16 protein-coding genes are annotated in these 17525 nt (G+C 65.6%); 13 read left to right on the top strand and 3 right to left on the bottom strand.

Translation table 11 applies throughout. The features are described 5' to 3' along the window. Window positions 1-16 precede the first annotated feature (16 nt). Together BLQ92_RS16605 and BLQ92_RS16600 are read right to left on the bottom strand one after the other, a co-directional pair. On the bottom strand, window positions 17-664 hold the full coding sequence (locus BLQ92_RS16605) for a flavin reductase family protein (protein WP_090685619.1): 648 nt from the start codon (window positions 662-664) through the stop codon (window positions 17-19). Continuing rightward, entirely contained in the window at window positions 657-1151 is a 495-nt protein-coding gene (locus BLQ92_RS16600; RefSeq protein WP_090685618.1) for a universal stress protein, read from the bottom strand. Before BLQ92_RS16600 ends, BLQ92_RS16605 begins: the two co-directional genes overlap by 8 nt. Window positions 1152-1310: 159 nt before the next feature. On the opposite strand from BLQ92_RS16600, the gene BLQ92_RS16595 reads away from it, so the two are divergent. The 10 genes from BLQ92_RS16595 to BLQ92_RS16555 all read left to right on the top strand — a co-directional run bounded on the left by BLQ92_RS16595 (window position 1311) and on the right by BLQ92_RS16555 (window position 12020). Further along, on the top strand, window positions 1311-2237 hold the full coding sequence (locus tag BLQ92_RS16595) for a LysR family transcriptional regulator (protein WP_090685617.1): 927 nt from the start codon (window positions 1311-1313) through the stop codon (window positions 2235-2237). A 112-nt stretch (window positions 2238-2349) separates the two neighbouring features. Continuing rightward, window positions 2350-2502 carry a hypothetical protein gene (locus BLQ92_RS40020; protein ID WP_176860757.1) on the top strand — a complete coding sequence of 51 codons (153 nt, stop codon included), beginning with the start codon at window positions 2350-2352 and terminating at the stop codon, window positions 2500-2502. Next, entirely contained in the window at window positions 2499-4115 is a 1617-nt protein-coding gene (locus BLQ92_RS16590; protein ID WP_090685616.1) for an MFS transporter, read from the top strand. Before BLQ92_RS40020 ends, BLQ92_RS16590 begins: the two co-directional genes overlap by 4 nt. Window positions 4116-4140: 25 nt before the next feature. Then, window positions 4141-5208 carry an HlyD family secretion protein gene (locus BLQ92_RS16585; RefSeq protein WP_090685615.1) on the top strand — a complete coding sequence of 356 codons (1068 nt, stop codon included), beginning with the start codon at window positions 4141-4143 and terminating at the stop codon, window positions 5206-5208. Further along, the gene (locus BLQ92_RS16580; protein ID WP_090685614.1) at window positions 5205-6752 is read left to right on the top strand and encodes an efflux transporter outer membrane subunit; all 1548 of its coding nucleotides are present in this window, start codon (window positions 5205-5207) and stop codon (window positions 6750-6752) included. The genes BLQ92_RS16585 and BLQ92_RS16580 overlap by 4 nt, the downstream gene beginning before the upstream one ends. Before the next feature lie 172 nt (window positions 6753-6924). Next, window positions 6925-7545: a TetR/AcrR family transcriptional regulator gene (locus tag BLQ92_RS16575; RefSeq protein WP_090685613.1), complete on the top strand. Its 621-nt coding sequence runs from the start codon at window positions 6925-6927 to the stop codon at window positions 7543-7545. A 240-nt stretch (window positions 7546-7785) separates the two neighbouring features. Further along, window positions 7786-8448, top strand: a complete 663-nt coding sequence (locus tag BLQ92_RS16570) for a DUF3313 domain-containing protein (RefSeq protein ID WP_090685612.1) — start codon at window positions 7786-7788, stop codon at window positions 8446-8448. Window positions 8449-8498: 50 nt separating this feature from the next. Beyond that, a complete protein-coding gene (locus BLQ92_RS16565; RefSeq protein WP_090685669.1) occupies window positions 8499-9785 on the top strand; it encodes a paraquat-inducible protein A in 1287 nt (428 codons plus the stop codon). Next, complete coding sequence (locus tag BLQ92_RS16560) at window positions 9778-11424, top strand: PqiB family protein (protein ID WP_090685611.1); 1647 nt, start codon at window positions 9778-9780, stop codon at window positions 11422-11424. The genes BLQ92_RS16565 and BLQ92_RS16560 overlap by 8 nt, the downstream gene beginning before the upstream one ends. Beyond that, window positions 11424-12020, top strand: coding sequence for a PqiC family protein (locus tag BLQ92_RS16555; protein ID WP_090685610.1), 597 nt, complete (start codon window positions 11424-11426; stop codon window positions 12018-12020). The genes BLQ92_RS16560 and BLQ92_RS16555 overlap by 1 nt, the downstream gene beginning before the upstream one ends. A gap of 210 nt (window positions 12021-12230) precedes the next feature. On the opposite strand, the gene BLQ92_RS16550 is transcribed toward BLQ92_RS16555, so the two are convergent. Then, a complete protein-coding gene (locus BLQ92_RS16550) occupies window positions 12231-12938 on the bottom strand; it encodes a lysozyme inhibitor LprI family protein (RefSeq protein ID WP_090685609.1) in 708 nt (235 codons plus the stop codon). Window positions 12939-13167: 229 nt separating this feature from the next. Here BLQ92_RS16550 and BLQ92_RS16545 point away from each other — a divergent pair, with 229 nt between their 5' ends. The 3 genes from BLQ92_RS16545 (at window position 13168) to BLQ92_RS16535 (ending at window position 17524) form a co-directional block, all read left to right on the top strand. After that, window positions 13168-13941 carry an SH3 domain-containing protein gene (locus BLQ92_RS16545; protein WP_090685608.1) on the top strand — a complete coding sequence of 258 codons (774 nt, stop codon included), beginning with the start codon at window positions 13168-13170 and terminating at the stop codon, window positions 13939-13941. A gap of 138 nt (window positions 13942-14079) precedes the next feature. Further along, a complete protein-coding gene (gene dapD / locus BLQ92_RS16540) occupies window positions 14080-15066 on the top strand; it encodes a 2,3,4,5-tetrahydropyridine-2,6-dicarboxylate N-succinyltransferase (protein ID WP_090685607.1) in 987 nt (328 codons plus the stop codon). Window positions 15067-15202: 136 nt separating this feature from the next. Further along, window positions 15203-17524 carry a putative bifunctional diguanylate cyclase/phosphodiesterase gene (locus BLQ92_RS16535; protein WP_090685606.1) on the top strand — a complete coding sequence of 774 codons (2322 nt, stop codon included), beginning with the start codon at window positions 15203-15205 and terminating at the stop codon, window positions 17522-17524. The last annotated feature ends 1 nt before the right edge of the window (window position 17525 follow it).

Below are 17525 nucleotides of genomic sequence, written 5' to 3'. Positions count from 1 at the left end.
CGACTTCGAGTTCAACCTAGCGACGCACCGCCCGCTTCATCTTGCCGACTTCGACGCCGGCGCTGCGATAACTGCCGTAACTGAAGACGAGCGGCGTCCAGCGCGCGGGATCGACGGTGGCGCTATCCGTCTTCACGACCGACTCGTGCGCGTACATGGCAAGCACGCGCGCCACGATCATCGCAAAGCCCTCCGGGTCGTCGGCGACCGGCGTGATGCTTTCCACGACGGCCTCCATTTGCAGCGGGCATTCGGCGATGCGCCCGGGGCCGATGTGCTGAGACGCGAGGCGCGTGAAACCGCTGGCGCTCCACTTGTCGGGCTCGGAGTGGAACAGGGCGGCTTTGTGCGCAGGCACTTCGCGCTTGCCGGTCAGCGCGGAAAGCTTCTCGACGTGACTCCAAAGCGAGGCGTCGGGCAAGCCGATCGCGAGTTCGGGGCGCGCGGCCAGATTTTCAGCGGCCTGCGAGGCGAGGCCGATGCCGAGCACGATACGGTTGCGCAGCGACCACGACGACGACATCGGCGTGATGTTCTCGGAGCCGTCGGCGTTCGACGTGGTGATGAGCGCAACGGGCGTGCCGTAGTACATGCTGCGCGCGGGGACTTCGATCATGTTCACAGTTTCCTCGCCGTTGTCGCGATACATATCAGTGTTATGCATGGCCGCCACCGTCGCGAGTCTGGACGAGGACCGGGCAGGGTGCGTGTTCGATCACCTCGCCCGCGGTCGAAGGGTTGGCCCAGCGGCGCAGCCGCGACAGGTGACGGTGGCCCATCACGATCACGTCGGCGGCGATGCGGCGCGCTTCGTCGACGATCACGTCGCCCGGCGCTCCCGCGCGAACATGGCGCTCGACCGCGAAGCCGTGTGCCGTCAGCCGTTCAGCGGCGGCCGCGAGGATGCGTTCCGCATCGCCAGTCTGCTCGACGGCATACGGGTAGACGAGGCCGTCCGCCTGGATGCTGCCGGGTTCGCGAAGGCTGGGTTCGATGCGGATTGGGTCGCCCGGCGGCTGCGCATAAGAAGGATCGACGACGCACAGCAGATGCAGCGTCGAGCTGCCCGGTGTCGCTGCGCGGGCGGCGAGATCGATGACATGCGCACGCTGGGGCGCGCCGTCCAGGGGGACCAGCACGATGTCGAACATGGCTTGGCTCAAGGTGGGATTCAAGGTCGGATTAACGAATCAAAGTATGATGCCTGTGCTGCACGCAATGGGAAATACCGCATGTTGCACGCGAGTACTGCGTTGAACGCATGAATCGATGCAGCACCCGATAGCATCAGGCCGTTAGAATTGCGTCCTATGCAATCACCCGATCTCAACCTCCTGTTGGCGCTCGACGTGCTGCTCGAAGAGGGCTCTGTCGTGGGCGCGGCGCGACGCATGAACCTGAGTGCGCCAGCCATGAGCCGCACGCTCTCGCGGATCCGCGAAACCGTCGGCGATCCGATCCTCGTCAAGGTGGGGCGCAAGATGGTGCCCACCCCGCGGGCACTCGAGCTGCGCGACCAGGTACACGACTCGGTCGAAAGCGCGCTGCGGCTTCTGTTACCGGCGCGCGAAGTCGACCTGCCGTCGCTCAAGCGCAGCTTCAACCTGCATGCCAACGATGTCTTCATCAGCGCGTTCGGCGAGGTGCTGCTCGAGCGCGTGCGGCAGCAGGCGCCCAACGTCTTGCTGCGCTTCGTCCCGGAAGGCGATTCGGAGGACCTGGTGTTGCGCGAAGGCAAGGTGGACCTGTACATCAGCGCCATGCGGCCGATGGGCACCGAGGTCCATGTGCAGTCGCTCTTCACCACCAAGTTCGTCGGACTCGCGCGGGACGACCATCCGATCTTCCGCGGCGAGATCACACCCGAGCGCTTTGCGCAGTACGACCAGATCAGCGTGTCGCGGCGCGGCCGCGTGTCCGGGCCGGTCGATGTGGCGCTGCAGGCGCTCGGCCTCGCGCGCCACGTGTCGATGGTCGTGCCGACCTTCCATTCGGGCGTCTTCATGCTGGGCAACTCGGATCTGATCCTGACGCTGCCCGAGCACGTCGCGTGGGCCGTGCAGCGCATGGGCATCCGGGCGCAGCCGTTCGCGCTGCCGATTCCCTTGCAGACCGTCGTGATCGTACAGGGCTGGCATCCGCGCTACCAGAGCGACGGTGCGCACCAATGGCTGCGGCGCGTGATTCGCGAGGTTTGTTCGGCCGGCTCACCGGTCGCGGAGGCTCGTTCCGCTTAACGCACGCGTCGTCCAGTGCGTTGCGCGCACCGGTCGAGTGCAAAGATTTCAATTTTCGGACTGATGCGGCGTCCATACACTGCCTTCATTCGTTTAGCACAAGGAAGGCTGTATGCGGTGCCTCTTCACCGATCTTCGGATCGCTCATCCGGCCGATCCGCTGGTCGCCCCCCTGGTCGACCCTTTGGTCGTTCATCTGCTGAATCGCAGCGCCGGCTCGATCCCGGTTGACGACATGCATACGCCGCGCGGAGCGGCAGCGTGAGCACGGTCGCCGCACCGCCGGCCCCACCCGTTGCGGTCGCTGCGGCCGCCGCGCCGAAGGCGGCGCCGGCACCCGGTGCGTGGGGCCTGCGGGTGATCGTCGGTCTGGCAGGCGTACTGCTCGCAGTCGTCATCGCCCAGCTCAACGACCGCGTAACGGCCATCGCCATGCCCGACATTCGCGGCGCAATGGGGATCGCCCGTGACGACGGCTCGTGGTTGTCCACCGTGTACGAGGTCACCCAGGTGTCGGCGATGATGTTTGCCCCCTGGTGTTCCGCGACCTTCTCGCTGCGACGCTTTACGATCGGCGCCGTGGTGATGTTCGCGCTGCTCGGCGCGGTGTTCCCGTTCGTGTCGGCGCTCGGGTCGATGTACGCGATCCGCGCACTGCAGGGTTTGGCCGGTGGCTGTCTGCCGCCCATGCTGATGACGGTCGCGTTGCGCTTCCTGCCGCCGGGTCTGAAACTCTATGGTCTCGGCGCCTATGCCTTGACCGCAACCTTCGCACCCAACCTTGGCTCGCCGCTGGCGGCGCTCTGGATGGAGTATGTGGGCTGGCACTGGTTGTTCTGGCAAATCGTGCCGCTCGCGCTGCTGTCGATCGGCATGATTGCGTGGGGCTTGCCGCAAGACCCCTTGCGTCTCGAACGTTTTCGCCAGTTCGACTGGCGTGGCGTGCTGCTCGGCTTTCCGGCGATTGCCATGCTGGTGGTTGCGCTCGAGCAGGGCACGCGGCTCGGCTGGACCGATTCGCCGTTGATCTGCGCACTGTTCGTGGGTGGCGTGGCGATGCTGGTGCTGTTTCTCGTCAACGAATGGTTTCATCCGTTGCCGTTCTTCAAAATCCAGTTGCTGGCCCGCCGCAACCTCACGCATGCGCTGATCACGCTCGCCGGCGTGCTGCTGATCCTGGTGGCGGTGCCCGGCGTGCCGGCCGGCTATCTCGCCGAGGTGCACGGCTACCGGCCGCTCGAGCTGGCGCCGCTTGCGCTGTGCGTGGCGCTGCCGCAACTGCTCGCCTTACCGGCGGTCGCCGCACTATGCAACGTGCGGCGCGTGGATTGCCGGTGGGTGCTCGCCACCGGCCTCGCGTTGATCGCGCTCTCGTGCGTGCTGGGCAGCTTCATGACCTCGGACTGGACCCGCGAAAATTTCTACGCACTGCAGATCTTGCAGATTTTCGCGCAACCGATGGCGGTGATTCCGCTGCTGATGCTCGCTACCAACGGCATGACCCCTGCCGAAGGCCCGTTCGCGTCGGCGTGGTTCAACACGATCAAGGGCTTCGCGGTCGTGGTTGGAGGCGGCGTGACGGAAGGTCTCACGACGATGCGCGAGCACGTTCATTCCAACGTGCTCATCGACCAGCTCGGCAACCGGCCGCAGACCATGGCTTTGATGCAACACGACCTGACGGCCCGGCTGGGACTCGATCAGAGCGCGTCGCTCGCGCTGCTCGCCTCGCATATCCGCGAACAGGCGCTCGTGCTGGCCTCGGCGGATGTGTTCCGCGTGATGGCGGTGGTGGCCGTCGGCCTGATCCTGCTGATTCTCGTTGTGCCCACGCGCGTTTATCCGCCGCGCCCCGTTGCGGATACCCCTGTTCGTTAATGCTTTGAAATGGTTTGACCTACCCATGTCCGAATCGAGAAAAAAGACTTACGTTATCGCTGCCGGGGCCGTCCTGCTGGTGGTCCTCGCGGCTACTTTCGCCTACCGCGCCATGGTGTCCCCGGGGCAGAGCACCGACGATGCGTTTGTGACCGCCGACTTCACCGTGGTCGCCCCACGCGTGGCAGGGCAGGTCAGCGCGTTGACGGTCGACGACAATCAAGTGGTTCACAAGGGTCAGCTACTCGCGCAGATCGACGACCGCGACTACCTGGCCGCGGAAGCGTCCGCGCAGGCTAATGTGTCGGCGGCCCAGGCGACGATCGATAACGTTTCGGCAAGCATCGCCCAGCAACAATCGCTGATCGATCAGGCGAGCGCCTCGCTGGCCTCGGCCCGCGCGGGTTATGTGTTTGCCCATGCGGACTCCGCCCGTTATACGGATCTGGCCAGTCACGGCGCCGGCAGCCTGCAGAATGCGCAGCAGGCCCGCTCGCGGGTCGATACGGCGCAAGCGGATGTGGAGCGCAACGAAGCGGGGCTGAAAGCGGCCAAACAGCAGATTGCGGTATTGCAGACGCAGCGCGAGAAGGCCGGGGCCGCGCTTCAGCACGCCCAGGCTGCGCTCGATACGGCGCGCCTGAACCTGTCGTGGACGCGCATTGTGGCGCCCATCGACGGCATGGTCGGGCAGCGCGCGGTGCGGGTGGGCGCTTACGTGACGCCAGGCTCGCCCTTGCTCGCGGTCGTGCCGCTGCAACAGGCCTATGTGCTCGCGAACTTCCAGGAAACCCAGCTTACCGAGGTCCGGCCCGGGCAGGCCGCTGATATCCGGGTCGACACCTTCCCCGGCGTGGTGTTGCACGGCACCGTCGAGAGTCTGGCGCCGGCCACCGGCGTGACCTTTGCGGCTATCGCACCCGATAACGCGACCGGCAACTTCACCAAGGTCGTCCAGCGCATTCCGGTCAAAATCGTCCTGCAGCCGGGGCAGCGTGCGCTCGACAGCCTGCGTGCAGGCATGTCGGTCGAAGCGACGATTCACACGTCCGGTGCACGGGGCGCAGCCGTCAGTGAGGTCGCTGCGCGATGAACCGCCTTCTTCCCAAGCTTGCCGTTGCGTGGTTTCTGGTCGGTCTGTCGAGTTGCGCCGTCGGTCCGGATTTCCGTCGCCCGGAAGCGGCCTTGCCGCAACGCTGGACGCCCGCTGCACCCCAGGCAGCGGCCACGCCGCCGAGCCGGGTGGCAGACGGCAGTCTCGACCCGCAATGGTGGAATGCGTTTAACGACCCCGAGCTATCCTCGCTGATCGCGCGGGTGGCCACCGCCAACCTCGACGTCAAGGTAGCCACGGCGCGGCTCACCGAGGCCCGCGCCGCGCGACGGATCGTCGGTGCGGACGCTGCTCCGTCGGTAAATGGTTCGGCTTCCTACGAGCATGCGCGCGGTAGCCAGAACGGCCTCGTGGATATCTCCGGGCTGAACGGCAAGGCCGACTACAACGTCTGGCAGCCGGGCCTCGATGCCTCATGGGAACTCGATCTGTGGGGACGGGTGCGGCGCGAAATCGAATCGGCCGACGCTTCGGTGGAGGCCAGTGCGGATCTGCGGCGCGACTTGCTGCTCGCGGCGCTGGCGGAAACCGCGAGCGACTATGTCCAGCTACGCGGGGTCCAGGCGGAGCAGGCCATCGTCCAGCAGAATCTGGAGATCGCCCGCCATAGCCTGGAACTGACGCGCGTGCGCTTCGCCGACGGCGTGGCGACGCAACTGGAAATCGCCGAAGCGAGGGGCCAGGTCGGCACGATCGAGGCGCAACAGCCCCTGCTCGAAAACCGGCGCTTGCGACTGGTCAATGCGCTGGGTTTCCTGCTTGGGCTGCCGCCGCGTGCGCTGGAGGCGGAGTTGCAAGCGGTCAAACCGATTCCGCCGGTGCCGCCGCGCGTGCCGGCTGGGCTGCCGTCCGAACTCGCCGAGCGCCGCCCCGATATCCGCCAGGCAGCGGCGCGCCTGCATGCGGCGACGGCCGATATCGGCGTAGCGGTGGGGGACTTTTACCCGCGCGTCACGCTGTCGGGCAATCTCAGTCTGCAGGCGATGCATCTGGGCGATCTCGCCGAATGGAGTTCGCGCGTGTTCGGCGTGGGGCCGTCGCTCACCGTGCCGATTTTCGAAGGCGGGCGTCTGAAGGGGCAACTGGCTTTGCGCAAGGCGCAGCAGCAGGAGGCGATGATCCAGTTTCAGCGCACCGTTCTCAAGGCCTGGCATGAGGTCGACGACGCGATGAGCGACTACGACACGCGCCAGTTGCGTCGCGACAAACTGGCCGAAACCGTCGAGCAGGACCGCATCGCACTGGACAACGCGCAACGCCAGTATGTGGCGGGCGCCACCGACTTCCTCAATGTGCTGACTGTGCAGCGCGATTTGCTGGCGACGCAGCAGGCCTGGGTGGCGAGTTCGACGGATGTGTCCGTCTCGCTCGTGAGCCTGTTCAAGGCGCTGGGTGGGGGGTGGGAGACGACGTTCCCGGCCGTGCCGCCGGCGCCGGCTGAGGACGGCGCGGCACGCGTGAGCCAGGTGCCTGCGGACACGTGGCGCGCCGGGACTGGTGAGGCTGGGTACGCCGCGCGCTGACCGGCGGGGTTGACCCGGCCAACATACAAACCGCCCGGCCGGTTTACCTGTGCGACCCGTAGTGTTAGGCTGACGCCTCATATGAAGCGCCGTCCCGCCTGAACAGCCGCTGGCGCATCCGGCTGTTTCCCGTCTGGCTGCGTGACCGGCGCAGCCACTCCTGACCGACACTATGGATAACGCAACCCGTTCCGAACGTTCCCGCCAGGCCGCCATTCAGGCGGCGTTCGCCATCATTGCGCGCGACGGGCCGGGACAGCTCACGTTCGATGCGATATCGCGGGAAAGCGGCATCAGCAAAGGCGGGTTGATGCATCAGTTCCGCACCAAAGGCGACGTGCTGAAGGCCTTGCTGGAACACGAAATCGAACATTTCGACAAGTTTTCCCAGCACTATCTGGCGACCGAGGGCACGACGAAGTCCGAGGCGAATCTCGCCGCCGAAATCGCGACCATGCGCGAAGCGACCGACAACCATACCGCCGCGGGCTTTGCCATTCTTGCCGCGATGGTCGAAGATCCCGCGCTCCTCGCTGCTACGCGCGAGCGCAGCGGAGCAAAGGTCAAACATATCAAGGCCGAGGCGGCCGACCCCGATCTGGCGCTTCTGCGCTGGGCGGCCGCGCGGGGGCTATTGTTCACCGCGCGACTTGGCATGTGCCCGCTCTCCGACAAGGAGCGCGCCCGTCTGTTCGAGCGCCTGCTCGACGAGAGCCAGTGGGCGCCGTGCGCCGAGGCGCCAGCCGCGGCGACAAAGAAGCCGCGTGCTACCCGCGCACCACGCCGCACCTAGGGCCTGTTATAAGCGTGAACAGGCCTTAAGCTGCCAGTGAACGGGGCGCCTCACTGGCGGGCGCTCCTGGCAGGATCTCCAGCACCACCTCCAGGCTATTTCCCCGAAGTGTTCCCAAGAAACAAACCGTCTGGTCGGTTTACATCTTGAATTGACAGTGTTAGTCTGGCGCCTCAATACGAACTGTCGTTCCTGGATCTCCGAGAGAGGGCAGGGGCGAGACCGGAACCGGAGAAACACATGCTCAAGTCAATCAAGCCGCAGCACCTGTTGTTAGCGGTCCTCTGCACCATTCTGATAGGTTGCGCCAGCGTGACCCCCGTCGCGTACTCAGGCCTTGCCTCGGCGCCTTATTTGCGGCCCAACCAGCAAGACGACTCCGGCCGGATGCCATACCGGTTTGCGCCGCAGACCGAGTGGCAGAAGTACACCAGGCTGATCATCGACCCTGTAACGATCTACCAAGGCGCCGACAACCAGTTCGGCGACATGCAAGATACGGACAAGGCCGCGCTCGCGAGCTACATGCAAACCGAGTTCGCGGAGAAGTTGCGCAGCCGCTTCGAACCGGCCACCGAGGCCGGTCCCAACACGCTGCGTTTGAGGCTCATCCTGACGGGCGCGAAAACCAGCACCCCGGTGCTCAGCACGTTTTCACGCTTCGATATCGCCGGCGGCTTGTACAACGTGACTCAAACCGTGCGCGGCAAGGAAGGCGCCTTCACCGGTTCCGTGATCTACGCGGTCGAGATCTACGACTCGTCGAGCAATCGCCTGCTCAGCGCCTATGTGACCAAGCAATACCCGAATCCGTACAACATCGGCGCGAGCTTGGGCTCGTTGAGCGCGTCGAAGACCGGGATCGAGAAGGGTGCTGACGCACTGGTTGCGCAATTCAAATAACCGGATCCGGGGCGGCGCTCGCTCCGGGCTCTCGCGTGTGGATGCCGAACATGAATGCCACCAGCCTGATTGCCTGTCGCGAGTGCGACTTTCTCCAATGGGAGACGCCGCTCGCTGAGGGCGGCACCGCGCGTTGCCAACGTTGCCGCGCCGTCCTCTACCGGAGCTCGCCGGCGAAGCACGGGCATGTCTTGGCGCTCGCCGTCGCGGCTGCCGTCCTGTTTGCAGTAGCTAACTGCTTTCCGGTCGTCGGACTTGAGGTGAATGGAACGCGTGTCGACACCACGCTGTTCGGGGCGGCTTCGTCGCTGTATGCCGGCGGTATGTGGCCGATCGCGGGCCTCGTCTTCGTGACGACGCTATTGATGCCGTCGTTGAACATTGTGGCGCTGATCTATCTGCTGTTGCCGTTGCAGCTTGGCGGTTTTCCCCGCAGGCCCGAGAACGCGTTGCGTGTGCTCAGGCACATTGCCCCCTGGGGAATGATCGAAGTACTCATGCTCGGCATGCTGGTTGCGCTCGTCAAACTGCAGCACATCGCAACGGTCGTCCCCGGCATTGCGATGGGAGCATTCGGCGCGGTGATGGTGCTGCTTGCCGCAGCGTCGACGGCGTTCAATTCGCGCGACCTCTGGGCGCGGGTGGATCCAGGCAGAGGAGAGGGTGGTGTGACGCTGGTGCTGCCGCCTCGCTCCGCGAGCGCTACGGCGGCGCGTGCGGGCTTGTTCGTTTGTCACGACTGCGGCCTGCTTTCATCGCCACCTGCCCATGCTCACGCTGGGCGTGCCTGGGGCGCTTCACGTTGTCCACGTTGCCGGGCTGCGCTGCATCTACGCAAGCCCGCCAGTCTGGCGCGCACCTGGGCCTTCCTGGGCGCCGCCATGGTGCTGTACGTCCCCGCCGTTCTCTTGCCGGTCATGGTGTCGAGCACCTTGTTCGGCGCCCAGGCGGACACGATCCTGAGTGGGGTCGTGTATCTCTGGACCTCGGGAGCGTGGCCCCTCGCAGCCATGGTTTTTATCGCCAGTATCGTCGTGCCCATGCTCAAAATTCTTTCCTTAGCCTATCTCGCCTGGAGCACCCAGTTGCGTTCCGCGCATCTCCCAAGTCAGCGATCGCACATCTATCGGATGGTGGAACGGGTCGGCCGCTGGTCGATGCTCGATGTCTACGTGATCACGATTCTCGTCGCGCTCGTGAAGTTCGGCACGGTGGCAAGCATCGACGCCGGGCCCGGTGCGCTGGCATTCGGCGCGGTCGTGGTGCTGACCATGTTCGCCGCCTTGTCGTTCGACCCGCGCCTGATCTGGGATGCAGTGGAGCCGGACGATGAGTAAGCAGTCCGGAGGGATAGATGACGCCCACGCCGCAGACTTTCCAACCGCCGTTGCTGTCGATCGGTCGAGATGGCGCATCCAGCTTGTCTGGCTGGTGCCGCTCGTCGCAGTGTTGATCGCGGGGTGGCTGGCGGCGCAGTCGATCATGCAGAAAGGCCCCACCATCACCATCAGCTTCGTCACGGGTGACGGCATCGAGGCGGGCAAAACCAGGATCAAGTTCAAGAACGTCGATATCGGCACGATCAAGAGCGTGGTGCTTTCCGACGATCACAAGACCGTGCTGGCCCGCGCCGAGATGTCGCGCAGTGCGGCCAGCATGCTGGTCGACGATACGCGCTTCTGGGTGGTTCGGCCGCGCATTGCCGGGGGCAACGTATCGGGCATCGGCACGCTGCTGTCCGGCTCGCATATCGGCATGGACATCGGCACATCGTCAAAGGCGCGGCGTGATTTCGTCGGTCTCGAGTCGCCGCCGGTTTTGGCCACCGGCACGCCCGGGCGCGAGTTCGTGCTGAAGAGCGCGACTATCGGCTCGCTCGATATCGGCTCACCGGTGTTTTTCCGCCGCCTGCAGGTCGGCCAGATCGTCTCCTACGCGCTCGACCCCGACGGGGCAGGCATGTCGATTCACGTGTTTGTCAACGCGCCCTACGACAAGTACGTTACGAACGATACGCGCTTCTGGCATGCGAGCGGCGTCGACGTGACGCTGGATGCGACCGGTGTGAAGGTCGACACCGAATCGCTGGTGTCCATTCTGATCGGCGGCCTGGCATTCGAAAGTCCGCCCGACACGACCAGCACGACGCAAGCCGAGGCGCGCCACGCGTACTCGCTGTTCGCCGATCGTGCCGAGGCCATGAAGCGGCACGACGCGATCGTCGACAAGTATGTCCTGAACTTTACCGAGTCGGTGCGCGGCTTGACCGTGGGCGCGCCCATCGATTTCCGCGGCATCGTGATCGGAGAAGTGTCGCGCATCTCTGCGCACTTCGATCGGGCGACCCGGCAATTCAGCATCCCGGTCGAGGTCAGCATCTATCCGGAGCGGGTGATCTCGCGCAACGAATGGGGCGACGGCGGGGGCCAAAGCGGCGGCAAAGGCGGGGACATCGCGGCGCAACGCAAAGCCTTTACGGACTACCTGGTATCGAAAGGACTGCGTGCGCAACTGCGGACCGCCAGTCTGCTGACCGGACAACTGTATATCGCGATCGACTTCTTCCCCGCTGCGCCGAAGGCCACGGTGGACTGGAGCAAGGCGACGCCGCAACTGCCGAGCGTGCCCGGTAACCTGCAGAGCCTGCAGGACTCCATTACGAGTCTGGTCGCCAGGTTGAACCGGATTCCGTTTGAGGGCATCAGCCAGGACCTGCGCAAGACACTCGGGGACGCAGACACGCTGCTCAATACCATCAACACGGAAGTGGCGCCCGAGGCGAAGGCCACGTTGAGTTCGGCACGCGAAGCGCTCACCGCCGCAAATCGCACCTTGCAAAGCGACTCGCCATTGCAGCAAAGCACTGCCGACGCCATGCGCGAGCTGTCACGAACGGCGGTCTCGTTCCGCTCGCTCGCGGAGTATCTGGAACGGCATCCGGAAGCCTTGCTCCGGGGCAAAACCGAGGACAAGTAATGCGTCGAGTTCCCTTGCTGGCTTTGACCATGCTGCTGCTGAGCTTTAGCAGCGGGTGCGCAACGTCGCCCGCTTCGAGCTTCTACACCTTGAACGCGATTCAGCTACCTGAGCCGTCGCCGGCCGTCGTGCGCCCCGCCACGCCCATCATGATCGCAATCGGCCCGGTCACGGTGCCCGAACTGGTCGATCGTGCGCAGATCGTCACGCGGGTGGACGCGAACCGCGTTTCCATCGACGAGTTTGCGCGCTGGGCCGATCCTTTGACGAGCCAGATTCCTCGCGTGCTCGGGGCGGATCTCCAGCAGCTCATACCGGGAGCAATCGTCTCGACCTATCCGCAGCGCGTGGACGACAACGCTTACCGCGTCTCGGTCGATGTCCAGGAGTTCGACGCGTCGGTGCAAGGCAGCGTCATGCTGGCTGCGATCTGGACGGTCTTGCCGCCACGGCACGGGCAGCCCGTCAGCGGTCGCTCGGTCGCGCAGGAAGCGGTGAGCGGGCCGGGCTACGACCCGCTCGTGAAGGCATACAGTCGGGCGCTTGCATCCGTGGCGGGTGAGATCGCGGCTGCGATCAGGGTTAATCCGCTATAAAGCCTGCATCTTTTCCTGCCGATATACCGTGTGCAGTGCCAGGGAAGCGCAAGGGCAGCGACGCTAAAGATCGTCTGCAGGGAGGCGCTTCTCTGACACGGCATCCTGACTGCATAGCATGACCTTGGTAAGGGCGGCCAGCCTGGCGTTGCGTGCTTGCGGCGCTTGCCCGACCTCCTCGCCAACAGCCGCTCGCGCCGCCGGCGGTGTTTACTGTTCGGCCAGCGGTTCTGCGGGTGACTGCGCGAGCGTCGCCAGTTTGCAGAACCAGTCGCCGCTATGGGAAGGATATTGCCAGCGCGTGTCCTGCTTCAGAACGGTCGCACACTGGTCATGCCACGCCATCCCGGGATCGGCGGCGGTGCATTGCAACGGCAGTGCGTGGCGAGGCAGCGGGGTGCTCGCGTGTTCAGCCACGGGGCTAGCCGTGGGGGCGGCCGCGACGGCAGCCTCGGTTTGCGCGGCGGATTCGACCGCGCTCGCATCCGGTTGAGCACGGGCAAGTACGCGCCGCCCCGGATCGCGCGGCAGCTCGCGCAGATGCGGCGCCGGTGCGCCCGACTGATCGGGGGCGTCCGGTTGAGCTGGCTCGCCTTGCTGCAGGCTCGCCAGCAAGCGCTGCAATTCCTCGATGCGCCCGCTGTACCACGTACGCAGGCACGCCTCGTCGGCGCAGTTCGCTTCGCGCCACGCCCACTTGCTATCGCTATCGGCGCGCAACGCCTTGGGGTTGGCGACGCTGCGGCGTGCTTGCCGGTACAGCTTGCCGAGTTCGTCATCGAGCTTCGACAGATCGGCGCGATGGCAGATCAATTGCTCCGGGACCGAGCGGCCCCTGTTGCAGTCGAAGCTGGTCGCATGCGCCGACGGATGGTTGAGCAGCAAGCTCGCGAGAATGACGGTACGGAAGATCTTCATGGCGGTTCCGGCAAAACAAAGGTTCGGTCGTGCGCTGAATGATCGTCTGAGTTGGAATCCCGCAGCCCTCAAAAAAAGGACGAGTTTGCGACCTGCTTACCAGATGTTTCATGCGGCGCGGATTTGCCGCACCAGCGGCTCGCGCTTAATGACCTGCGACGTTCATCGGGATGCGGTACGCTAGTTCTTGCCGCGACAATTACAACCGCCCCGTCCACAGGAGGCCGCAATGCGAAGACAGTTCATGCAGTGCTGTTATGCAGGGTTGAGCGCTCTGTTGCTCGTACCCGCCGCGGCCTTCGCACAGACGCAGGCCGTCACCAACAGCCCGGTGAACCTGCGAGCGGGGCCTGCGCGCGACTATCCGATCGTTTCGCAACTGCCGGGCGGCTTGCCGGTCACGGTGATGGGGTGCGTCGCCGGTTACACATGGTGCGACGTCGCGCTCCCCAACCTGCGCGGTTGGGTTTACGCTGGGCGTCTTAGCTACCCTTATCAAGGCAGCCCGGTTCCCGTGCTGAGTTACGGAACCGTGATCGGCTTGCCGATCGTGACTTTCTCGATTGGCACATACTGGGGCAACTATTACCGCGGCCGCCCGTGGTATCGCGATCAGTCGCGCTGGGCCCATCACCCGCCGCCTCCGCCGCCGCGTCCCGGCGCCGGCCGCCCGCCCGGTCCACCACCGGGTGGGCCGGGCGGCAGACCGCCGGGCAATCCGGGTGGGAAGCCTCCCGGTGGACCGCCACCGGGCAACCCGGGCGGTAAGCCGCCGGGCGGACCGCCGCCGGGAGCCGGAGGACGTCCTCCCGGTGGCCAGCCGCCAGGCGCAGGCGGGCGTCCGCCAGGTGGACAATCGCCTGGCGCTCAACGCCCGGGTGGTCCGGGCAACGGTGGTGGGCGCCCGCCCGGAGGCGGCGGAAGCCGGCCGGGTGGCGGGCAAGGCGGCAACCAGGGCGGCGGCCAGGGCGGCAACCAGGGCAGGCCGCCGCCGGGTAACTGAACGCGTTCGGTCGCGAGCCGAGGCTGCATGATGGTTGCGTGATGGGTTGACTGAGGGGTTGTATGAGCGCGCTTCCCGGCCCGTACCGATCCGCGCTCGCAGAGGTGGCACACATTGATCTCACCGGAGAGATGCACGATGGCATTGGGCGAACACAGGAGGGGTGGCGCAGCGGCGGTCGGACTGGCCACGCTGGCCGCTGACGGCACCGTTCTCGATAGCTGGTTTCCCGAACCGGAACTGACCGACGAGCCGCAAGCAGGCGGCACGTTGCGTCTGTCGCACGACGAGGTCTCGCGGGCGATCGGCGATGCCGCGGCCAACTGCGTCGGCCCCGACGAGCGCCGCGGCGTCGAGGTGGTCGGCGTGCGCACGGCGATTGCCTCGCTGGCCGAGCCGCCGCTCGACGCGCACGACGTCTATTTGCGGTTGCATCTGCTGAGTCACCGGCTGATCCAGCCGCATGAAGCGAATCTGAGTGGCCTGTTCGGCCTGCTTGCCAATGTGGCGTGGACTTCGTTCGGACCGTGCGCGGTGGAGTCGGTCGCCCAGGTGCGCCTGAAGGCACGCGCCGCACGGATTCCGTTCGAAGTGACGAGCGTCGACAAATTCCCGCGCATGACCGACTACGTGGTGCCCGCGGGCGTGCGCATCGCCAATGTGGATCGCGTCAGGCTCGGCGCCTATCTGGCTGCCGGCACCACGGTCATGCACGAGGGCTTCTGCAATTTCAACGCGGGGACGCTGGGCGCGTCGATGGTCGAAGGACGCATCAGTTCCGGGGTCGTGGTCGACGATCACAGCGATATCGGCGGCGGCGCGTCGATCATGGGCACGCTCTCGGGCGGCGGCACCCAGGTGGTGTCGGTGGGCAAGCGCTGCCTGCTGGGCGCCAACGCGGGCATCGGCATCTCGCTTGGCGACGACTGCGTCGTCGAGGCCGGCTGTTATGTGACGGCAGGCACGCGAGTGCGGTTGCCGGACGGTTTGGTCGTCAAGGCGGCGGAGTTGAGCGGGCAAAACGGCTGGCTGTTCCGGCGCAATTCGCAGAGCGGTGCGGTCGAGGCGATCTCCCGCACCAAGACTTGGGGACAACTGAATCCGGACTTGCACGCGCATAACTAGGGGCCCGCCGCAGGTGATCACCGCGGGGGGGCACCGCGACCTGGTCATGCCGCATGGATGAATCCACGCGGTCCAGGCGTAAACCCCAGTGCGCTGCCGGTCGAAACCTGCCGATGTCGTGTGAGGGGGCTCAGATATGACTTGCCAGGTGACACCAGGTAACTCGGTTGGAGCAGCGTCTGACAGCACCCGAATTCCGACGGAGCTGGCGGAGCAGGTGCTGGCGTCGGAGCGCAGTGTCTTGCGGCTGCTCACGCGCAACACGCCGCTGCCGGAGTTGCTCGACGAAGTCTGCCGGCGCGCGGAAGCGCTGCTCGGCGAGGGCGCATGTTGCTCGATCCTGCTGCTCGATGCCGACGGCGTGCATGCGCACCCCGGCGGGGCGCCGTCGCTGCCGAAGTCGTACACGGCGGCGCTCGACGGTGTCGCCATCGGGCCGCAGGTGGGTTCGTGCGGCACGGCGATGTATCTGCGGCGTATGGTGGTGGTCGAGGACATCGAGACCGATCCGCTGTGGGCGGATTTCAAGCATCTCGCCTTGCCGCTCGGCTTGCGCGCGTGCTGGTCGATCCCGTTCGAAAACGATGCGGGCCGGGTGCTCGGCGCGTTTGCCGTCTACCATCGCACGCCACGCCGTCCGGGTGCCGAAGAGGAAGCCATGCTGCGCGAGATCGGCCACAGCGTCGGTCTCGCCGTGCATCAGGACGCCATTGCGCAGCGCCTCGCGCAAAGCGAGGAGCACCATCGCCTGGTGGTCAATCACCTCAACGAAGGGATCGTGGTGCAATCGCGCAGCGGCGTGGTGCTGGCATGCAATCCGAGTGCGCTGCGCATCTTGCATGCGAAGCCGGACCTGATCGGCCAGGACATCCTGACGGTCATGCGGCGCGCCCTGTACGAGGACGGCACGCCGATCACCCAGGCGGACCGCCCGACCGCGCGCGTGCTGATGAGCGGCAAGCCGCTGTTCGGTCTGACGATCGGCCTCGAGCTGGCCGACGGCGAGACCATCTGGATCACCCAGAATGTGGTGCCGATCATCAAGCCCGGCGAGCGCGAACCCGATTCGTTACTGATCTCGTTTACCGATATCGGCCCGGTGCGCGCGGCCCAGCAGCAACTCAAATATCTTGCCACCCGCGACTCCCTCACGGGCCTCTATAACCGCGCGTATCTGGCTGACCGGATGCGCGACCTCTTCGAACCCGCGGGTCTGTCCACCGAACTCGCGCGTGTCGCAGTCCTGTTCGTCGATCTCGACGGTTTCAAGAAGGTCAACGATACCGCCGGCCATGAAGCGGGCGATGCGCTGCTGTGTAACGTGGCGCGGCGCCTCGCCTCCTGCGTCGACAAGAAGGACACGCTCGCGCGGGTGGGCGGCGACGAATTCGTGATCGTCGTGAGCCGCTACGACACCACCGACGACCTGATCGCCCTTGCGCGCCAGATCCTCGAAACGGTGGCCGTGCCGTTCGCGGTGGCCGGCAACGAGTACTACCTGGGGGCGTCGATTGGCATTAGCCTGTTTCCCGAGGACGGCCAGGATGTGCCGACCCTGATGCGCAATGCAGATTCGGCGATGTACTCGGCCAAGCAGCGCGGCCGCAACAACTTCGAGTTCTTTACTGCCGAGCTGAACCAGCATCTGCAGCGGCGCTTTGCGATCGAGCAACTGCTGCGGCGCGCGCTGGCGGCGGGCGAGCTGAGTCTCGTCTACCAGCCGATCGTCGATAGCCGCTGCGGCCGCACAGTCGGCGCGGAAGCGTTGCTGCGCTGGTACAACCGCGAACTGGGCGACGTCTCGCCGGTGGAGTTCATCCCGGTCGCGGAGGATACCGGGCTGATCGTGCCGATCGGCAACTGGGTGCTGGAACACGCCTGCGAGCAAATCGCGCAATGGCGCCGCACGCTGGCGCCAGATCTCGTGATTGCGGTCAATCTGTCGCCGCGCCAGGTGAGCGACGGGTTGGTGGAGCGCATCGAACGCTGTCTGGCACGCTGCGGCATAAGCGCCGATGCGCTGGAGCTCGAGATCACCGAACGGCTGCTGATGAACGACAGCGATACCGTGCTGCCGATTCTCCGCGCGCTGAGCGAGATGGGCGTGCGCATTTCCGTCGACGACTTCGGCACCGGCTATTCGTCGCTGTCGTATCTGAAGCGCTTTCCGCTGCACAACCTCAAGATCGACCGCTCGTTCGTGGCCGGCTTGCCGGACCATCGCGACTCGATCGCGATTACCCAGGCGGTGGTGGCGATGGCGCATTCGCTCGGCATGAACGTCACCGCGGAAGGCGTGGAGACGCCGGCGCAGGCGTCGTTCCTGCGCACGATCGACTGCGACAAGCAGCAGGGTTATCTGTTCAGCCGCCCGGTGGCGGCGAGTGCTTATGCACGCGGCATGCAGGAGAGCGGCGAGGCGCACCAGGAGCCGGCGCCGCTGCGGCAAATCGATTGAT

Origin of the sequence: Paraburkholderia phenazinium (assembly GCF_900100735.1) — a bacterium.
GTDB classification, from domain to species: Bacteria; Pseudomonadota; Gammaproteobacteria; order Burkholderiales; family Burkholderiaceae; genus Paraburkholderia; species Paraburkholderia phenazinia.
This window is presented reverse-complemented; position numbering and strand designations above follow the sequence as displayed.